We start from the raw sequence: 18,827 nt of genomic DNA, 5'->3' as shown, positions 1-18,827 counted from the left end.
ACGGTAGGGCGGGGGACACGGGAGCCAAGTGCGAAGCGCGACAATGTGGGCCGCGCGCTGGCTCCGGTCCCCACACACCCATCCCGGTGATTTTCAATGCGTCGCAAGCTTGCCCGTCATCCCCGCAGCCGCTTTGCTCCCCGCGCTTTGGCGGATGAGGAAAAGAAACCAGGCCGGTGGCGGCGCTTCGGGGTTTTCGGCGACTTGCCGACGCGCCTCCTGATGCGCGGCCTGAAGGTGACCCCCTGGTTCCTCGAACCAATCCTCGTCCCGCCCTGGACCCTGCTCTTCTTCCTCATCGCCCGCCAGCAGCGCCGTGCCGTCGCTGGCAACCTCCGCGCGCTCTTCCCGGATCATTCCTCTCTCCGCGCCTTCATCGGCTCCTACCGCGTCTTCCTCAATTTCGCCTCCACCTACGTCGAGGCCCTGCGCGCCGAGACCGGCAGCGGCGAGGTCGATTGGGTCATCGACGGCCTGGCCCATTTCGAGGACCTCCGCACCCGCCCCGCCGGCAGCCTGATCCTCACCGCCCACATGGGGAACTACGACATGGCCGCGCCGCTCTTCTCCGAGAAATTCGGCCGCACCGTCTACGCCGTCCGCGCCCCCGAACGCGAACCCGAGATGCAAGCCATCCGCGAGGCCGAGCAGCGCGAAAAAGAGCGCCTCAACCCCTGGTTCCGCACCTGCTTCAATACCGGCGGCGACATGCTCGGCGTCGAGCTCGCCCGCTACCTCGGCCAGGGCGACATCGTCGCCGTCCAGGGCGACCGCGTTGTCTTCGAGGTCTCTCCGATGGAAGCCGAGGTCGAGCCAGGGCTCATGATGCGCCTCCCTCGCGGCCCGCTCTACCTCGCCCGCGTCACCGGCGCAGCCTGCTTCCCGCTCTTCATCCTGCGCGATGGCTGGCGCCGCTACCGCATCCTCGTCCGCCCGCCCCTCGTCCTCCCCGAGCGCGTCCGCGGCCGCGCCCAAGACCCCGCCACCCCGATCTGGGCCGGCGCCATCCTCGATGTCGTAAAAGCCCACTCGCACCAGTGGTTCGTCTTCGAGCCCGTCCTCCGCCGCACGGAAGGAGGCCCCGCATGAGCTGGCCCCGCACCCCCGAAGCCCGGCCTGACAACCGCGCCGTCACCCCCGTCTTCCGCCTCCTCGGCCACCGCCGCTCGCAGCCCCTCGGCGATGCCACCCTGATGTCGGAAAGCCAGGGCCTCCACCGCGGCGAATGGCGCTTCCTCTCCTGCTTCGTCCCCCTCGTCCTCGGCGCGCTACTCTTCGATCTGCTCTGGCGTCTCGGCGGACCCTGGCTCGCAGGGCTCGGGATTTTGCCCGCACTCTTCGCGCTGCTCCACCTCATGACCTTCGCCCTCGGTGGCAAGAATCCGGGCATCCAATGGGGCCGTTGGGAATTCGCCCTCGTTCTCTGGTCCCTCTGGCTACTCTTCCTCTCCGGCGGCAGTGGCAGCACCTGGGCCGCGATTCTCTGGCTCTCCTTCTTCCTCCTCAATTTCCTCTGCACCGCCGCCCTCACCTGGAAGGTGCTGATGTCGATGCCGCCCTTCCTCAAGACGCGCTTCCGCTTCTTCCTCACCCTCGTCCTCCACCTCCCCGCCCTCATCCTCGCCGCGCGCTTCGGCTGGCCCGGCTTCTTCGCCGGCCTCACGCCGATCGCCCTCATCTGGTGCAGCGGCACCCTCTGCCCGACCGCCCGCTTCTTCGGCCCCATGGTCACCCGCGTCGCAGGCAAGGGCCCGCTCATCACCATCGACGACGGCCCCGATCCCGCCGACACCCCCGCCATCCTCGACCTCCTCGATGCCTATAACGTGAAGGCCGTCTTCTTCGTCATCGGCGAGAAAGTGAAGGCCCACCCCGAACTCGCCCGCGAGATCCTCCGCCGCGGCCACGAGCTCGCCAATCACACCATGACCCACCCCGCCGGCAGCTTCTGGGCCGCCGGTGCCGTCCGCACCCGCCGCGAGATCGCCGGCTGCAGCCGCATCATCGAGGAAGTCACCGGCCAAAAACCCCGCTGGTTCCGCGCTCCCGTCGGCCACCGCAATTGGTTCACCCACCCCGTCTGCCACGAGCTCGGCATGGAAGTCATCGCTTGGAATCGCCGCGCCTTCGACACCGTCCGCAGCGACGTCCCCGGCATCGTCCACTGCCTCACCCACAGCGTGCAGGACGGCGACATCCTCCTCCTCCACGAGTCCACCCCCGCCGCCAAGCAAGTCGTCGCCGGCACCCTCGCCGCCCTCGCCCCGAAGTAGCCGATATCGGCGGTCCTTCGCGCCGCCTCGAAAGCCTCGCGGGACGACGACAGCCGCGCCGCCCTTCAAAAGCCCCAACGGGGCGGCCGGGAGATAGCCCCGGGTGAAACCCGGGGTTTCAAGGTCCAGGCAAACGCCCCCTGAAAGGGGAGCCGGGAGGCCCGTCGCCACCAACCCGTGTCGGCATCCACCGGCCTCCCAATGCCCCTCTCACGCCGGGCTCAAAACCCCACCCACCGGCTCATCTCCATCCACCTCGTCCTCATCCTCCGCCACCTTCTGGTGCCGCTCCGCAATGATCGAATAAAACGCCGGCACCACGAACAAGGTAAACAAGGTCCCCACGATCATCCCCGTCACCAGCACGATCCCGATGCTATTCCGCGCCTCCGCCCCGGGCCCCGTCACAAAGATCAAAGGCGCATGCCCGAACACCGTCGCCGCCGTCGTCATCAACACCGGCCGCAAACGCGTCAGCGCCGCCTCCCTCAAGGCCGCCATCTTCTCCAGCCCGCGCGTCTGCAATTCGTTCGCGAACTGCACGATCAAGATCCCGTTCTTCGCGATCAATCCTACCAGCGTGATCAGCCCCACCTGCGAGTAAATGTTGATCGTCGTGAAACCCAGGAAGGTGAACATCAGCGCCCCGGAAATCGCCAGCGGCACCGAGCCTAACAGGATGATCAGCGGATCGCGGAAGCTGCGGAACTGCGCCGCCAGCACCAGATAAATCAGCACCACCGCGAACCCTAGCGTCACCACCAGCGCCGATCCCTCCTTGCGGATCTGCCGGGATTCCCCCGCATAGTCCAGCGTCACCCCGGGCGGGCTCGCCTCGCGCGCCGCCTTCTCCAGCACCTGCAGGCCCGCCTCCTTCGTCACTCCCGGCTGCACCCCGCCGAAGATCCGCACCGAGTTCCGCTGCTGGAAACGGTTCAGTGTCCGCGGCGCCGCATACGACTCCACACTCGTGAAAGTCGATACCGGCACCAGGTCCCCGCCCGGTGTCTTGATCTTCAGATCGATCAAGGGCCCCACCGTCGCCCGGTCCCGGTCGCCGAGCTGCGGGATCACCTTGTAACTGCGATCATAGTAGTTGAAGCGGTTCACATACGCCCCACCCAGCAGCGTTCCCAGTTCCTGGCCCACGCCCGCCAGATCCAGCCCGAGATCCGCCACCCGCTCGCGATCCACCATCACCCGCGCTTCCGGCCGGTCGATCTTCAGGTCCGTATCCACATACAGGAATTTCCCGCTCTGGAAACCCGCCCCGATCACCGCCTGCGCCGTCTGGATCATCTGCTCCACCGGGGCCTCGGTCTGCAGGATCAGCTCCACGTCATACTGCCCTGGCGTCGGCAGCGGCGGATCGAGCCGCGGGAAAACCCGCAGCCCCGGCACCTGCGAAACCGCGCCGAAAAGCTCGCCATACATCTCCTCCGTAGAGCGCCCGCGCTCCTTCCAATCCTTCGTCACCATCCCGCCAAAGCCACCCCAGCCCGCCGTCAGCGACCACATGTATTCCGCCTCTGGAAACGCCGCCACCGTCTCGGCCAGTTGCATCGATTCCCGGTTCGCGGCCTCGATCGTCGCATCCGGCGGCGTGTCGAGGAACAGGCTGATGTGGCTCTGGTCCTCCACCGGCGCCAGCTCGCGCTCGGAGAACATGTAGAAGGGCCACGCCGCCAGCATGACCGCCATCGCCACGCCCATGATCACCCAGCGGATCTGCAGCGCTCCGTCTAACAGGACGGCGTAAGCCTGCTTCACCCGCTCGAAGCCTCGGTTCACCAGCCGCGTCAGCCGGCCTTCCTTGCCCTTCGCATGCACGAAGCGCGAGCTCAGCATCGGCGAAAGCGTCAGCGCCACGAAGCCCGATACCACCACCGCCGCCGCCAGCGTGATCGCGAATTCCAGGAACAGCGATCCCGTCAACCCGCCCTGGAAACCGATCGGCGCATACACCGCCGCCAGCGTGATCGTCATCGCCACGATCGGCCCGGTCAGCTCCCGCGCCCCGATGATCGCCGCCTGGATCCGCGTCTTCCCCTCGTGCACATGCCGCTCCACGTTCTCCACCACCACGATCGCATCGTCCACCACCAGCCCCACCGAGAGCACGATCGCCAGGATCGTCAGCAGGTTCAGGCTGAAGCCGCAGGCCAGCATGATCGCCGCCGCGCCGATCAGCGAAATCGGCATCGCGATCAGCGGCACCAGCGCCGTCCTCAGCGAGCCCATGAAAAGGAACACCGCCAGGCCCACGATCAGCACCGTCTCCACCAGCGTCTTGCTGATCTCCTTCAGCGCCTCGCGCATGAACATCGTCCCGTCCCACACCAGGCTCATCTCGATGTCCGCCGGCAGCGTCGGCCGAATCCGGTCCATCTCCTTCTCCAGCGCCTTCGCCACATCGATCTCGTTCGAGCCGATCAAAGGCCAGATCCCGAGATACACCCCCTCCTTCTGGTTGTGCTTCGCGATGTAATCCGGCTCCTCCGCGCCCAGCTCCACATCCGCCACTTCGCTCAGTCGAACAATCGCGCCATCTCTCTCCGCCACGATCAAATTCTCAAACTCCGTCGTCGACCTCAGGTCCGTGTTCGCCAGCAGGTTGATCTCCACCAGCTTGCCCTTCGTCCGCCCCACCGCCGCCAGATAGTTGTTCCGCCGCAGCGCCGCATGCACATCCCCCGGAGAAAGATTCAGCGCCGCCAGCTTGTCCGGATCGATCCACACCCGCATCGCGATCTGCCGCGCGCCTTCCAGTGTCACCCGCTGCACCCCCGGCAGCGTCGCGAATTGCGGCTGCAGCGTCCGCACCAGCCAATCCGTCACCGCCGGCACGCTCCGCTCCTTCGAGTTGAAGCTCAGATAAAAGGTCGCGTAAGGCCTATCCGCCCGCTGCACCTCCACCACTGGCGGCTCCGCCTCCGGCGGCAGCTCGGTCCTCACCTGCTGCAAGCGCGCCGTCACCTCCGCCAGTGCCGCTGTCACGTTGTGGTCCAGCTTCAGCCGCACCGTCACCGTGCTCACCCCGGCCCGGCTGCTCGATTCCACATGATCCACACCCCCGATCTGGGACACCACTCGCTCGATCGGCGTCGTCAGGAAGCCCCGCGCCGTCTCGGCACTAGCTCCATAGTACAAGGTCGTGATGATGATCGAGGAACTCTCGAGCTTCGGGTACTGCTGCACCGGCAGCGAGCCCACCGCCCGCCAGCCGACCAGTACGATCACGAGGTTGACCACCACGGCCAATACCGGGTGCTTGATAAAAATGTCCGTGAACTTGCGCATCGCAGTGAATGGTTAATTCGAACCTGTTAGAAAAATCTGACCGGAGCATCCCGCCCCTCCTTGGCTCGCCTCAACGAGGCACAGCCCCATCGGGAGCCTTCGGCGCAGCCGCCACCAGCACGCCCTCCCTCAACTTGAAAGACCCCGAAGCCGCGACCTGATCACCCGCCGCGAGACCCTTCTCGATCAAAACAACTTCGCCCTGCACCGCCCCGCTCTGCACCAGCCGTAGCTGTGCCCGCGGCTTGCCTTCCTTGTCCGGCCCGATCACAAAAGCATGATCACCCTCCGGCCCGCGCCGCAGCGCGCTCACCGGGATCGCCACCAGCTTGCGCGGCGCACCCACCGGCACCCGCACCTGCACGGAAGCCCCCGGCGGCGGCACCTTGCTCGAGTCCGCGATCTTCGCCCGCACCCCGGCATTCCGCGTCCGCGGATCGATCTTCGCATCGATCGCCACGATCGTTGCCGTCACCGGCTCATCCTTGTTCACGGACACCACCTCCACCGTGTCGCCCTCCTTCAGCCCCGCGGCCACCGTCTGGGTCACCGTGAAATCCACATGCACCGCCGCATCCACGCCCTGCAGCGTCGTCAGCACCGTGCCCTCTTCGAGATACTGGCCCGGATGCAGGTCCGACAAACCCATCCGCGCCTTGAACGGTGCACGGATCACCTTGCGCGCGATCATCGCCTTCGTCCGCTCCATCTGCGCCAGCGCCACATCCCGCTCGGCCAGCGCCTGATCCAGATCCTTCTTGGAAGTCGCGCTGCTGCTCGTCAGCCGCTCGATCCGTCCCAGCATCGCTTCGGTCATCGTCGCCTGCGCCTGCTGCGCTTTCAGCTCCGCTTCCTCCACCGAGACATCCAGCGCCACCAGCACCGTGTCCTTCTCCACGATCTTTCCCGGCGTCAGCTCCGCCCGGACAACCGTGCCCGCCAGTTCGTTGCGCAGCGTCACCGATTGCAGTGCCAGCACCGTCCCGATCGCCGTTGTCGAGCGCCGGTGCTCGATCTCTTGCGCGGTCTCCATCGTCACCACCTCCATCGGCTCCGGCTGGCTCGCCGCCGCCGCCGCCGATTTCTCAATCTCGCCCTTCTTCCAGGCAGCCAGGCTGGTCCCGCCCGCCACCAAGCCGCCGATCAGGGCCAGCGATCCAATCCATTGCAAAGCTTTCATGGTCTCTCAGAGATAGTCGTTTCCGCGGGGCTTTCCTTGGCAAGCGCCTCCAGCGCCTGCTTCAGGATCCCTTCCAAATTCGTGCGCATCCGGTCGAGTGCCCCCTGGTCCACCGGCCGCAGCCGCAGCACCCAGTAGAACCACATGCCGTCGATCGCCGTCGTCAAGACCTCGGCCAGCCCGTCCGGCAACCCGTCGGCCTCCACCAGTTGGAAAAATTCCACATACGCCTCGCGCATCGGCTCCACCAGCGCCGGGTTCTGCGCCAGCGCTGCGAACACCGAGGAGAAGCTGCGCCGCAAATCTTCCGTCCACTGCTCCGCATTCGTCAGGCAACTCTTCAGAAGCCCCCGCACCAGCCGCCCCGGCCCCTCTGGCACGCTCTGAAGCGCCGCCATATAATACCCCCGCCAACCCTCCGCCGTCCGCCGCACCATCGCCTCGATCAACTGATCCTTGTTCGTAAAATGATGCAGCAGCCCGCCCTTGCTCACCCCCGCCTCCGCCGCCACCGCATCGAAGGTCAGCCGCGCCACTCCCTCGTTCGCCGCCACCGTCTCCGCCGCATTCAGCAGCGCGTCTCTCACCGAAATGTTGTTCCCTCGAGATGCCATGGCTTCGTAATAACACGGCATTCCCTACCGTCCAGACGGTCGGTAGCAAACCGTCCGGACGGTCGGCAAGCCTTTTTCCCGATTTCCCCCTCATTTCTTAAACGACGAACCAGCCTCTTCAAAAGTGACACGCCGCTGAAAAAATCCCCGGGCCACCTTACAGCTCTTAACGAGGTCACGCCCCCCTGGGACCGCGGGGCACTGCCCGGCAGAACGGTCCCTTACTGCTATCACCTCCCCATGCCTCGGCGCGCCCCGGCCCACCCCAAACCTCCAACAGCGGGCGTCCCTCTGGCACCGCCCGGCAGAACGGTTCCTCGAAGCCCGCCACATCCCGAAGCTCGACTCCGCCCCACCCCCTCGCTCTCCTTCCATTCAAAAATGGCCGAACCTCCCCCACCTTCGTTCTGGCACTCCCGCGGCTACCTCCCCCATTTCGACGCCCCCGGCCAGATCCAAGCCCTCACCTTCCGCCTCGCCGATAGCGTCCCGGCCAGCGTCGTCGCCACATGGCGAGCCGAACTCTCCTCCTCTCCAAACGACCCCGAACTCCGCAAGCGCATCACCCGCTACGAAGACGCCGGCCACGGCAGTTGCCTTCTCCGAATCCCCGAGAACTCCGAACTCGTCGAATCCTGCCTCCTCTACGCCGATGGCCAGCGTTACCGCCTCCTTGAGTGGACCATCATGCCAAACCACGTCCACGCCCTGATCGAACCCCTCAACCAAACCCCCTTGGGCGAAATCATCAGAACCTGGAAAACTTACAGCGCCCGCTTGATGAACCAGCGTCATCGACGCACAGGCACCCTCTGGGCTCCTGAATACCACGACCGCTTCATCCGCGATCAAGACCACTACGAAAACGCCAAGGCCTACATCCGGCGGAACCCCGTCAAAGCCGGCCTCTGCCGCGCCGCCGAAGATTGGCGCTGGAGCAGCGCCTACTACGGAACCCAGCGACCCTAGCGTGCCCAACAGTCGAGCGCCCCCCCTGGGACCGCGGGGCACCGCCCGGCAGAATGGTCCCCGGGTGTGCTGAGCAGTCGAAGGTTGGCAGCAAAATCACGGCGGTTTCCATCCTGACCTCGGCGTGCGCTCTGCCGTCTTGGACCACTCTGCCGGGCGGTGCCCCGCGGTCCCAGGGGGGCACCTCGCAATCGTCGCCGCTAGGCTCAGAGCACACCCACGACAAATTCCATTCCCACCCCTCGATAAGCTCCCACCCTCCTCCTCCCCCCGGGCAAACCACACCCCGATTGATGATTGGAACATTGGTGATTGATGATTCGCCCCTCAGGGTGCCTCACCCCACCTCCAGCACAATCAAATGATTGTTAAAAGGCGTCCCCCCCCACAGCGGCACGATCCTCACCGCCCCGTGCTTCTCCAGCACCCTCTGAAAATCCCCGGCAGTCGGATAATGCGTCGGCCCCGCCTTCATCCACGAACTCACCTTCGCCAGAATATCCCCCGCCACCGTCACCTTGAACCGCCACGACTCATCCCTGAGCCCCGACCGGATCACCAGCTTCCCCCGGCAGCACCCGCTCCGCCGCCAGATCCAAAAGGGCCTCCTGCTCCTGCGGCGTGAAAAACTGCATGATGTCCAGGATGCTCACGTTCCCCGCATGCTCCGGCAGCCCCGTCCGCGCATCGTGCGTGTCGAAGCTCAGGCCGCGGTGCTCCAGAGCCCCGGTCACCCGCCGCGCCTCTTCGATCTTCCGCGGATCGTAGTCCAGCCCGTGCACCGGGAAATGCAGCCCGCGCTCCCGCAGATAGAAGGCCAGCAATCCCATCCCGCAGCCCAGGTCTAACAAGGGCATCCCCGTCTCCCGCAGCTCCTCATAGACCGCACCATACAGCGGATCCGTCTTCACCTTCGATGACACATAACTCCGCGCCCAGATCCCGGGAAACGGCGCGGAAAGCTTCTTGGCGATGGCAGCAGTCACAAGCGGTCGGTTACGTCACGGGACACGGAAGGCGGCGGACTATGCGAGATCAGCGGATTCTCCCCGCGCAGCACAAGCCATGGCAGCCGCATCAGGAAGCCGAAAAACAAGCGCGCATGCATCCAGGTCAGCAGCGCGTTGTCCCGCAGATAGCGGAATTGCGACACCCCGCCCTCCTCCCGGCTCAGATAGCGCACCGGCGTTGGCAGGTTCACGATCGGCACCCCGCGCCAGGCCAGCCGCACTGCCACCTCCGGATCGAAGTCGAAGCGCCGCGCGAAGCACGTGCTCTCGAAGACCTCCACCAGCTCCGCCGCCGGATACAGCCGCATCCCGAACAGCGAATCATCGATCCCCCAGCCCAGGGTCTCCAGGTTCGCCCAGAAATTCGAAACCTTCCGCCCGTTCACCCGCAGCGCCGGCGCCGAGGCATCGAACACCGGCCGCCCGAAAACCGCCGCCTCCGGATGCGCCTGCGACAGCGCGAAATAGCGCGGGATCATCTCCGCCGGGTGCTGCCCGTCCGCATCCATGCACAGCACATGCGTGAATCCCTCCTCCAGCGCTGCCTTCGTCCCCGCCAGCACCACCGACCCCTTCCCCGCATTCGGGGAAAATCGCGTCACCCGCAGCAAATCATTGCCCATCAACGGCTCCAGCAAATCCGCCGAACCATCCGTCGACCCATCGATCACCACCCGCACCGCCACCCCCTGCGCCAGCGCCGCCGCCACCGTCCCCGGCAGAATCCCCCCCGTATTGTAGCTGGGGATTAAAACAACCGGCCTCGACACACGCATCGCCGCCGATCCTGCCCCCCAATCCCCATCGGTCCAACCCCGAATACACCCCACCACCAAACGTAGCACCCATCCCTGCGTCCGAGTTCGACTGCCTTTCACTTCGATGTTCAATGTTGGACGTTCGATGTTCGATGTTTCCTCCCTCCACCCCCAAGGTGCCCAATCACCGAACCGCCCCCCTGGGACCGCGGGGCACCGCCCGGCAGAACGGTCCCCCAACGCCCTAGACACCCAAAGCCCGGAAACCCATCCCGACGCCTCCCCAATCCCTCCTCCCTTTCCTCTGCGCCTCCGCGTTTCGTTCCCCCACCTCAATAACCTTGGTGCCCTTTGCGTCCTGGCGGTTCAGCCCTCTTCTGCCTTCCCTCCCTCCTGAAAACTGAACACTGAAAACCAGCAAACTCCTCCCCCGCCTCACCTTCCTTGCTGAACCTATAAAACCCGGCTAATCACTCCAACCAATGCGCGCCCGATTAACAAAAGACTTCCGCTTCGAAGCCGCCCACACCCTCCCCAGCCTCCCCGAAGGCCACAAGTGCCGCCAGATGCACGGCCACAGCTTCAAGATCGAGATCCACATCGAAGGCGTCGTCGATGAATCCATCGGCTGGATCTACGACCACAAGAAGATCTCCGAAGCCATGCGGCCCCTCCTCGACCAGCTCGACCACGGCTACCTCAACGACATCCCCGGCCTCGAAAGCCCCACCATCGAGCGCATGGCCGCCTGGTTCTGGCGCAAGCTCGAACCCGACCTCCCCGGCCTCGCCGAAATCGTCATCTTCGAAACCCCCACCGCCCGCTGCTCCTTCAAGGGCGAGTTCTAAAGCGGCTGAGGCTTGCCTCAAAAAGGCAGGGACCTTTCTCCGAAAGGTCCGGCGGATGGCGGCGACCCAAGCGAACCAGCTTGCTACGAACCTTCTGCAGATCCCGAGGGGCCACCAGTCCGGCTCCCGGCACCGGAGATGCGTTCGAAATTAACCAGTGATGAGTGAACGTAATCAACCGCGGGTTGATGCCCCAGAATTTCCCCTCTTGGAGGCTGGGGGGAACTTCGGACGCACGTCCTATATGCCGGCTCGATGTTAGGTAAGGCAGTCGTCTCCGCAGACTGAATAGAGCGAATAATGATCGCCCAACTGTACGCCAAGAGTCCCTTCATAAATCTTCAGCATTTCTCGAAAAGCAATGCATAGGTCGCCTCTCAATCCGTCGCGTTTTATTTCAAGGCGGGTCCGCTCGTCGATTGAGGAGTCCGGTATCGCGGCGTCTATGTCGTTGAATTGCTTCCAGTATTTCTTCACCTTGATTTCGAGGGTGCTGTATCTCGTTTGATCCCAAGCGCTAAGGCGAAGCTGAGAGGCGTCTATCTTGTCTGTGACGTGTCCGTTCATTGAGATTTCAATCGAGGTGCCCTTTTTTTTGGCCTCAACTGAAGGAGGTTTGTTTTCCTTTCTCATGAAGGAGAGCGCCATGTCTCGAAATTTATCGATGAGTTCTAACCCGGCGGTGATTGTGGTGATCGTGGTGATAGGGTCCATGGCGGCTGGATGTAATTTTTTTCTTCTAGTGAATTTGGATTTTAAGTTTGACAGAATTCGGCTGCTTACTGTTTCAACTTCGTCTGCCTGACCTCTCACCTCAATCTTAACAAGCCCATGCCTAATTGACACGAAGCACATAGGGCATCTTGCCGGATGATTGAGCTTAGTTAATTTGTAACCCTCCGGGATTTTTGGGCAAAATTGGCGTTGGCAATCAGGGCAGTAACCAATGAGGGGCTTTTCATTAGGATTTTCTTCCATTGCAAGGACACTCGATAATTCATTTCTGATATGTCGTAGGCAAGCCCAAATGCTGGGAGAAGGGTCATCAAGATTAAATTGGGTGGATATATGGCTATCCCGTGATTTTGTAATCCAGATCGGCTCTTTGCCGTGAAGAGTCGATTGAAAACTCAATCGCCCCCGGACCGCGTCTGGGAGGAGACGGGCCCGGGGGCGACGGGGAGAGTCGGGAGGTGAATCTTTTTCAGCAGCCGCTTACTGCCCGGCGGGTGCCGGTTCGGCGGCAGGCGGCGCGGTGCTTTCCGCAGCCTTCGCGGCTTCCTCGGCTTCTTTCTTTTTCTTCTCGAGCTCCATCAAGGGGCCGAGGCCGCCCATGCCTTCCATCATGCTCTTCATGCCGGTGGTCATCTTCTTGGCGGAGGCCACGGTGGTGTCCATGTCCTCCAGCTTCATGGCGGGCAGGTTGTTCATGCTGCGGTCGTCGTCCTTCTTGATGTCCTGCTCCACGGTGGCGGCCTTGAAGGTCTCGCTTTGAGCGGGTTCGAGGATCGCTTCGATCTCAGTGCGGTAGGCGGCGTCCTTCAGCGGCGAGCCGCCTTGGAAATTCTTCCGGTCGAGCGGGTTCACCGTGCCCTTCAGGTCGTCGGAGACGGATGCCTGCATCTCCTGGAATTCCTCCTTGGTGATCTCCCCGCGGGATTGCGCGTCGCTGGCCAGCATCAGCTTCATCAGCGAGGTCGGGTCCTTCTTCATGACCTCGATCGAAGCCTTGGACTTCGCCAGTTCGCGCTTCTGGAATTCCTTGTAAACGTCCTCCGCCTTCTGGCGCTGCTCGTCGCTCAGGGCCAGCTTGCCGCTCAGGTCGCCGCCGATGCCGGTGCGCGGACCGCCGCCAAACATCCGGCCGCCGCCGCCGCCTTCCGCGGACATTGCCATCTCGCCCATGGTGACGGCGTCTTCCAGCACGCTGATCAACTGCGTGGCCACGTGCTTGGAGAGATTGGTCCGGGACTCGCCGAACTTCCCGATCAGCTCGGGATTCTCCGCCGGGTCGCGCGGCTTGGTGCGCTCGCCCTTGGCGGCGGCATCCACCGGGGACAGGCCGGAATTCGGAGCGTTGGGGGAGGATGCGGCGGATCCCTTGCCGCTCGCCTCTTTGCCGGCCTGCGCGGCCTCGGCATCTTTCTGGTTCAGGTAAACGGCGGTGCCGGCTCCGGCGAGGAGCACGACGATTCCGGCGGTGATGGCTGCGTTCTTGGTCATGGCAATGATTCCGATGGTGGTGAGAGTGGTGGCCCCGCCCGCACCTGCGGCAGCGATGGCATTCGAGGCGAGCAGGGAGGTGGAAGGGATGGCGGCAGCCTTGGCATCCGCCGTGAAGCCGGCCAGCAGCGCGACCCCCAGCGAGCCTCCGATCTGGCAACCGCGCCGCGCGAGCTGGCCGCGCAGCTTCTCGGTCGCCCGGTCGAGCCGCTTCTGGGCGGCATCCGTGGCGATCCCCAGCGCCGTGCCGATCTCACGCACGCTGAGGGAGCGGTAGAAGCGCAGGAGCAGGGTCTCGCGGTCCTTGGTGGAGAGGGCGGCCAGCGCCTCATCCAGCACCGGCTGGATGCGCTGCCAGTCCGCGGCAGGGGAGGCCTGCGGTTCGTTTTCCATATGCGTGCGCAGGATTTGGAGTTTGCGGATCTCGCGGGAGCGCTGGCGGAGAAGGTTGCGGGCGTGCAGGATGGCCGTGGCGTGCAGCCAACCCGCCAAGGAGGAGCGCCCGGCCAGCGAGCGCGCCTTGCGGGCCAGGGTGATGAAAGCGAGTTGGGACGCCTCCGCCGCCAGCGAGTCATCCCCGCAGGTCCGGCGTGCCGCCATGTGCACCAGCCCGGCGTAGCGCGCCACCAGGGCGTGAAAAGCCGGCTCGTGGCGGCGTTCCAGCCAGTCTGCGAGCAGTTCGGTATCGGTGGTTTCCGGTCCGGACATCGTAGGTTCTGGAATCGTTTGTCCGGCTACGTGCCGAAACGGACAAAAATCTGCGGCCGGGTGGAGATTTCCGCTGGGGGCGCGGAGCCACTGGCCCGCAGAATGGTCCAAGCCACTTCGAGTGTAGGAGAGGAATGCAGCAAAGCGACGTCGCTATCCACACACCCCTCGGCAGGTGCCCAGCAGCAAGGGATGCTTCTGCGGGCCAGTGGCTCCGCGCCCCCAGCGGTCGAGCCGTCCTTACTCCGGGACCAATGCTGGACTAGAAGCCGCCACACCTTCAGGGGAGTACCTTATGGGGGTAACCTTAAGGGGATAACCTTTGCGTGCCGTTTGGGGCTACGGGTGGTGTGCCGTTCGGGGCACCACCCCCTGTCCCGTTCCGGGGGATGGGGGGCATCCCGTTTCGGGGGACGGGGGGTGTCCCGTTTCAGGGGGCACCTGGCAGGGTGAGGACGAAGCTCGAGCCGTCCTCGCGGGCGACGAATTCGAGGTTCCCGCCGCCGGAGCGGGCGAGGCGGCGGGAGAGGGCCAGGCCGAGGCCGACGCCGGGGCGGCTTTCGGCGGCGGCGGCGGCGGACTTGTGGAAGGCGCGGAAGATCCGGGAGCGCTCCTTGGCGGGGATGCCGGGTCCGTTGTCGCAGACGTGGATCTCAAGGTTGCGGCCCTTGGTCCCGGCCTCCATGCGGACCAGGCCGCTGCCGGCGTATTTCGCGGCGTTGTCGATCAGGTTGAAGAGGACGTGCTCGACCGCGGCGGGGTCGGCCTTCACCGGGGTCTTCCACGCGCCGTCGTCCGGGTCCAGCGAGAGGTCCATGCCGGCTTCCTGGAGGCGGCCGCGGAAGCGCTCGACCATCGGCGCGACCATTTCCCCGGCGGAGCGGGTGGTGGGGGCGGAGATCCCGCAGCGGCGCTCGATGCGGGAGAAGGCGAGGACGTTCTCGACCAGGTGGGAGAGGCGCTCGGCCTCGCGGCGCAGGGTCCGGAAGTATTCACCGCGCTTCTCTTCCTTCACCGCGCCGCTGGCGAGCATGTCCGAGTAGAGCTGGAAGGTGGTCAGGGGGGTGCGCAGCTCGTGGGTCACGGCGGAGACGAAGGAGGCGCGGCGCTCGCTCAGGCGCAGCAGGCCGGTGACCAGCAGCCAGGCCGCGAGGATCGCCACCACCGCGGCGGCCCAACCGGCGATGAGGGGGTAGAGGACGGTCTGCGGCAAGGGCGGCAGGATCTCCGGGAAGCGGGGGATCTCCAGGGTCCACGGGAAGGAGGCGAGGGTCAGGCCCTCGTCCAGGGCGCCGCCGCCCGACTGCACCAGCGAGGCCGCGGGGAAAAGATCGGCGACCTCGGCGAGCAGCACGGCCTTGAGGGCCGGTTCATCGATCCAGGCGCCCTGAATCGAGCGGAGGGTGCGGCCGTTGGGCAGCTTCCACTGCAGGTATCGTAGCAGGAGCAGTTCATTGCCGATGCGCGCCGGCCGCGGCAGGCTGCTGCGCAGCAGGCTCCAGTCGCCGACGATGTTGGCGCTCTGGACCATGTTGTTGTCGAAGTTGGTGTTGCTGCTGAGGACGGCCTTCTGGATGATCTTCTCGCGGTTCTCCAGCTCCTTGGAGTCGGCCAGCTTCTGGTAGGCCGTGCTGGCGCGGGACTGCGCTTTCCATTGCTGCGTTTGCGCCTGCAGCTTCTGGGAAGGACCCGGGGCTTCGACCACTTGGGGAGGTGCCGGTTCAACTTGGAGCGATGCCGGCTCCGGTGCGGGAGTCGCCCAGGAAGAGGGGATCTCCGGCATCTGGCTGCACATCGCCGGGAAGGCCCGGGCATTGGATTCGATATCGAGGACCTCACAGAACTCCGGGATCTTGTCGGGGTCGTCGGCCAGGAGGATGCCGTCCTCGCGGGCGTCGAAGCGCAGCTTCACCTCGGAATTGCCCTCGTTCTTGTTGGCGGGGTCGGGGACCGGGCGCTGGGCCTCATCCGCGATCCAGGCGGCGGCGGCGGAGTCCATTCGCCAGAGGGCGAGGCGGACCTGCTCCTGCTCATCGGCTTTCGCCTCCATGCGGGCGCGGTTGTCCTCGGTATTCACGACGCCGCGGGTCAGCGCGGCCATCGCGCCGAGGATCAGCAGGGCGCAGAGGGCGATCCCCCCGTGCACCAGCCATACCGTTCTGCCGCGCCTGCTCATGGTTCTTCGGTGTGGAATCTCCACCCTTTCCCGCGGACCGTCACCAGCATTTCCTGGCTGCGGTCGCGGAGCTTGGTGCGGAGGTGCATGATGTGCATGTCCAGGGTCCGGGTCTCGGTGCGATCCGGGTCGAGACCCCAGACGTGGCGGAGGATTTCATCGCGCGAGACGGTGCGGCCGGAGGCATCGAGAAGATAGCGCAGCAGGCCGGTCTCGCGGTCGGAGAGGACGCTGTCGGTGCCGTCCTCGAAAACGATGCGGCCGGTGGTGAGGTCGACGCGTCCGCCGCCGCGCAGGGTCCGCTCTTCCGTCGGGACCGGGCGTTCGCAGGTGCGGCGCAGCACGGCTTCGACGCGGGCGAGGAGCTCGCGGACGCTGAAGGGCTTCATCACGTAATCATCCGCGCCGAGGGTAAGGCCGCGGACGCGGTTGTTCTCCTCGCCGCGGGCGGAGAGGATGATGACGGCTTGGCCGGGGCGGTGCTTCTTCAGTTCCGCGAGGATCGAGAAGCCATCGCGGCCGGGCAGGACGAGGTCGAGCAGGAGCAGGCGGTAGTTCGCCTTCAGTGCGAGGTCGAGGCCGGTGATGCCTTCGCCCGCTTCCAAAGTACGGTATCCGCCGTAGTCCAAGGCATCGACGACCCCGCGGCGGATCGCGGGGTCGTCTTCGATCACCAGGATGGTGGTTTCGGGCATCGGGTGCTTTATAGAGGATGTGGGGCGGGGAGCAAGGCGGAGGAGAGTTTGCTAGTTTTCAGTGTTCAGTTTTCAGGGGGAGGAAGAAGTCAGAGTGCCGAGTGATCGGTGAGCAGTGATCAGTGGGAAAGCAGAAGAGGGGTGATGGAGGCTTTGGGGTTGCTCCTGATCTCGGTGTTTAAAGCCATCAGAGGGACCGTTCTGCCGGGCGGTGCCCGGCGGTCCCAGCGGGGCCGTTTGTGGGTGGGGACCTTGGGGTGGCTCGCCTTTGCAGGGCCCCTTGCAGCAGGGCTGCATCGGGACAGCGGCAGCAGGCTGCGCGCAGTCCACGGCGGCGAAGCCGCGGAAGGGGCGGGCTACTTCATGGGCCGAATGAGATGCCGGCGACCATGAGGGCGATGCCCGCGGCAGCGAGGGCGAGGCAGGTGGTTTTCATGGTGGTTAAAGTAGGGCGGAGGTGGCGGGGGTGTCCGTCAATGGAGTGTAAATTCGGGGGGAGGCTGATGGTGGAGAACATCATGCAGGGATGGAATGGAGAGCGCCGTTTTGATGCTGCAGACCGGAAGGAGAAAAAGCAGCCGGGGACCACTCTGCCGGGCAGTGCCCCGCGGTCCCAGGGGGGCACCGATCATCTTGGACACGGAGGGAGCGGGGTGAAGACGAAGGGTCTCCACCCCCCGCTCACGGCAAGACTCACTCGCCGAAGGAGTAGCCGACGGCGCTGGCCTGGCCTTTGACGGTGGCGACGATGGCTTGGTCGAGGGTCTGCTCGCCGCTGGCTTCGGCTTGCTTTTTCTGGATCTCGGCGACGAAGGCTTCGCGGGCGACATTGAGGTCGGCGATCTTCTTTTGAAGGGCGGCACGCTCGGCGGTCATCCTGGCGAGGTGGGCTTCACGCTCGGCGGGGGTCATGGTCTTCATGGCCTCGGGGAGCTCGCTCACCGGGACATCGGAGAGCTTCTTGGTGCCGTCGCGGCAGGCATCGACGAGGTCCCAGGCCGAGTTGCAGTAACTGACGCTGGCCTTTGAGACGGCGCGTTGCTGGGCGGAGCCGGCGGCGGCGTTGTCGGCGGCATTCTTGTCCTGCGCGACCTGGTTCGCCACGCCTGCCCGCCAGTTCAAGCCGTAGCCGAGGTAGGTCTTGTTCAGCTCGATCCCGAGGTTCGCGATCTCCTTGTCCTGCGGGGCATCGACGTGGGCGATGGCCTTGTCCTGGTTGATCGAGAGGAATTTGCCTTCGGCCAGCGCGGCACCGTCGTGCCAGGCACCGGCGATGCCTTCCTCGCGGCTGCCGCAGTGGATGGTGTTGACGACGATGCCCTTCGCCAGCGCATCGCGGCAGGCCTGGCGGGCGTCGACGGGGCCTTGGGTGAAGGGCTCGTTGCCGGCGATGAAGATGGCCTTGTAGGTGCGGGGCGAGGTGTCCCAGGAGAGATCGGCCAATGATCGCTGGATGACCGCGCCGGAGTATTCGTCGCCGCCATTGGTGCGGAAGGCGAAGAGTTCGCGGCTGACTTCATCGAGGTCGCGGGTCAGGGGCTCGACGAGGCGGATCCAGTTGTTGGAGATGTTGAGGCCGTTGTTGCCGTATTCGTAGAGGGCGACTTCGACGAAGGGTGCCTTGCCGTCGCGCCTGGCGGCGGTGAAGGTGTTCACGACTTTCCAGAGCTGGGTCTTGGCCTGGGCGATGAGGCCGTCCATGCTGTTCGAGGTATCTAACAGGAGGGCGATCTGGACCTTGTCCTGGGGGGCGTCGGTGGGGAGGGGAGCGGGTGTGGCTTCGCCCGGGGCGCCCTTGGCGTGGGCGGTGGCGGTGAGGGCTGCGCAGAGGAGCGAGAACGGGATGAATGATTTCGGTTTCATAACACCCTGTTGGTAGCGCGGTTTTTTTGGGGTGTCCGTCAAGGGAGGGTAAATTCGGGGGGGAGGCAGGAGTGCCGAGTGAGCAGTGAGCAGTGAAAGGCGGGAACATCGAACATCGAACGCCCAACATCGAACGTCGAAGTAGAAGGTAGGAAACGAAACGCGGGGGCGCGGGAGGAGGCAGGAGTTGATTGGGGAGGCGTTGGGGTT

General features: G+C 64.9%; 14 protein-coding genes. 4 read left to right on the top strand and 10 right to left on the bottom strand.

Features of this window, described 5'->3' with window-relative positions:
• Positions 1–204: 204 nt before the first annotated feature.
• Complete coding sequence (locus ABWK72_RS12660) at positions 205–1,089, top strand: hypothetical protein (protein WP_367875162.1); 885 nt, start codon at positions 205–207, stop codon at positions 1,087–1,089.
• Positions 1,086–2,273, top strand: coding sequence for a polysaccharide deacetylase family protein (locus ABWK72_RS12655; protein ID WP_367875161.1), 1,188 nt, complete (start codon positions 1,086–1,088; stop codon positions 2,271–2,273). Before ABWK72_RS12660 ends, ABWK72_RS12655 begins: the two co-directional genes overlap by 4 nt.
• Before the next feature lie 210 nt (positions 2,274–2,483).
• Here the strand turns inward: ABWK72_RS12655 and ABWK72_RS12650 are convergent, their stop codons facing one another.
• The 3 genes from ABWK72_RS12650 to ABWK72_RS12640 all read right to left on the bottom strand — a co-directional run bounded on the left by ABWK72_RS12650 (position 2,484) and on the right by ABWK72_RS12640 (position 7,367).
• Positions 2,484–5,573, bottom strand: a complete 3,090-nt coding sequence (locus ABWK72_RS12650; RefSeq protein ID WP_367875160.1) for an efflux RND transporter permease subunit — start codon at positions 5,571–5,573, stop codon at positions 2,484–2,486.
• Between the two features lie 70 nt (positions 5,574–5,643).
• Entirely contained in the window at positions 5,644–6,753 is a 1,110-nt protein-coding gene (locus tag ABWK72_RS12645; RefSeq protein ID WP_367875159.1) for an efflux RND transporter periplasmic adaptor subunit, read from the bottom strand.
• Positions 6,750–7,367 (bottom strand): TetR/AcrR family transcriptional regulator, encoded by a 618-nt coding sequence (locus tag ABWK72_RS12640; RefSeq protein ID WP_367875158.1) that lies wholly within the window; start codon positions 7,365–7,367, stop codon positions 6,750–6,752. Before ABWK72_RS12640 ends, ABWK72_RS12645 begins: the two co-directional genes overlap by 4 nt.
• Before the next feature lie 381 nt (positions 7,368–7,748).
• On the opposite strand from ABWK72_RS12640, the gene ABWK72_RS12635 reads away from it, so the two are divergent.
• Entirely contained in the window at positions 7,749–8,336 is a 588-nt protein-coding gene (locus ABWK72_RS12635) for a transposase (protein WP_367875157.1), read from the top strand.
• Between the two features lie 533 nt (positions 8,337–8,869).
• Here the strand turns inward: ABWK72_RS12635 and ABWK72_RS12630 are convergent.
• Together ABWK72_RS12630 and ABWK72_RS12625 are read right to left on the bottom strand one after the other, a co-directional pair.
• Complete coding sequence (locus ABWK72_RS12630; protein ID WP_367875156.1) at positions 8,870–9,322, bottom strand: class I SAM-dependent methyltransferase; 453 nt, start codon at positions 9,320–9,322, stop codon at positions 8,870–8,872.
• Positions 9,319–10,122, bottom strand: a complete 804-nt coding sequence (locus ABWK72_RS12625) for a glycosyltransferase family 2 protein (protein ID WP_367875155.1) — start codon at positions 10,120–10,122, stop codon at positions 9,319–9,321. Before ABWK72_RS12625 ends, ABWK72_RS12630 begins: the two co-directional genes overlap by 4 nt.
• A gap of 464 nt (positions 10,123–10,586) precedes the next feature.
• On the opposite strand from ABWK72_RS12625, the gene queD reads away from it, so the two are divergent.
• Positions 10,587–10,952, top strand: coding sequence for a 6-carboxytetrahydropterin synthase QueD (gene queD, locus ABWK72_RS12620; protein WP_367875154.1), 366 nt, complete (start codon positions 10,587–10,589; stop codon positions 10,950–10,952).
• A 258-nt stretch (positions 10,953–11,210) separates the two neighbouring features.
• Here the strand turns inward: queD and ABWK72_RS12615 are convergent, their stop codons facing one another.
• From ABWK72_RS12615 to ABWK72_RS12595, 5 genes are all read right to left on the bottom strand, one after another.
• A complete protein-coding gene (locus ABWK72_RS12615) occupies positions 11,211–11,666 on the bottom strand; it encodes a hypothetical protein (RefSeq protein WP_367875153.1) in 456 nt (151 codons plus the stop codon).
• Between the two features lie 501 nt (positions 11,667–12,167).
• On the bottom strand, positions 12,168–13,883 hold the full coding sequence (locus ABWK72_RS12610; RefSeq protein ID WP_367875152.1) for an RNA polymerase sigma factor: 1,716 nt from the start codon (positions 13,881–13,883) through the stop codon (positions 12,168–12,170).
• 430 nt (positions 13,884–14,313) lie between these two features.
• Positions 14,314–16,059, bottom strand: a complete 1,746-nt coding sequence (locus ABWK72_RS12605) for a sensor histidine kinase (RefSeq protein ID WP_367875151.1) — start codon at positions 16,057–16,059, stop codon at positions 14,314–14,316.
• On the bottom strand, positions 16,056–16,754 hold the full coding sequence (locus ABWK72_RS12600; protein WP_367875150.1) for a response regulator transcription factor: 699 nt from the start codon (positions 16,752–16,754) through the stop codon (positions 16,056–16,058). Before ABWK72_RS12600 ends, ABWK72_RS12605 begins: the two co-directional genes overlap by 4 nt.
• A gap of 693 nt (positions 16,755–17,447) precedes the next feature.
• A complete protein-coding gene (locus ABWK72_RS12595) occupies positions 17,448–18,617 on the bottom strand; it encodes a VWA domain-containing protein (RefSeq protein ID WP_367875149.1) in 1,170 nt (389 codons plus the stop codon).
• Positions 18,618–18,827 lie beyond the last annotated feature (210 nt).

Source organism: Luteolibacter sp. Populi (assembly GCF_040801775.1).
Taxonomy (GTDB): Bacteria; Verrucomicrobiota; Verrucomicrobiia; order Verrucomicrobiales; family Akkermansiaceae; genus Haloferula.
The sequence above is the reverse complement of the archived record's forward strand: the minus strand, read 5'-3'. Positions and strand labels throughout refer to the sequence as shown.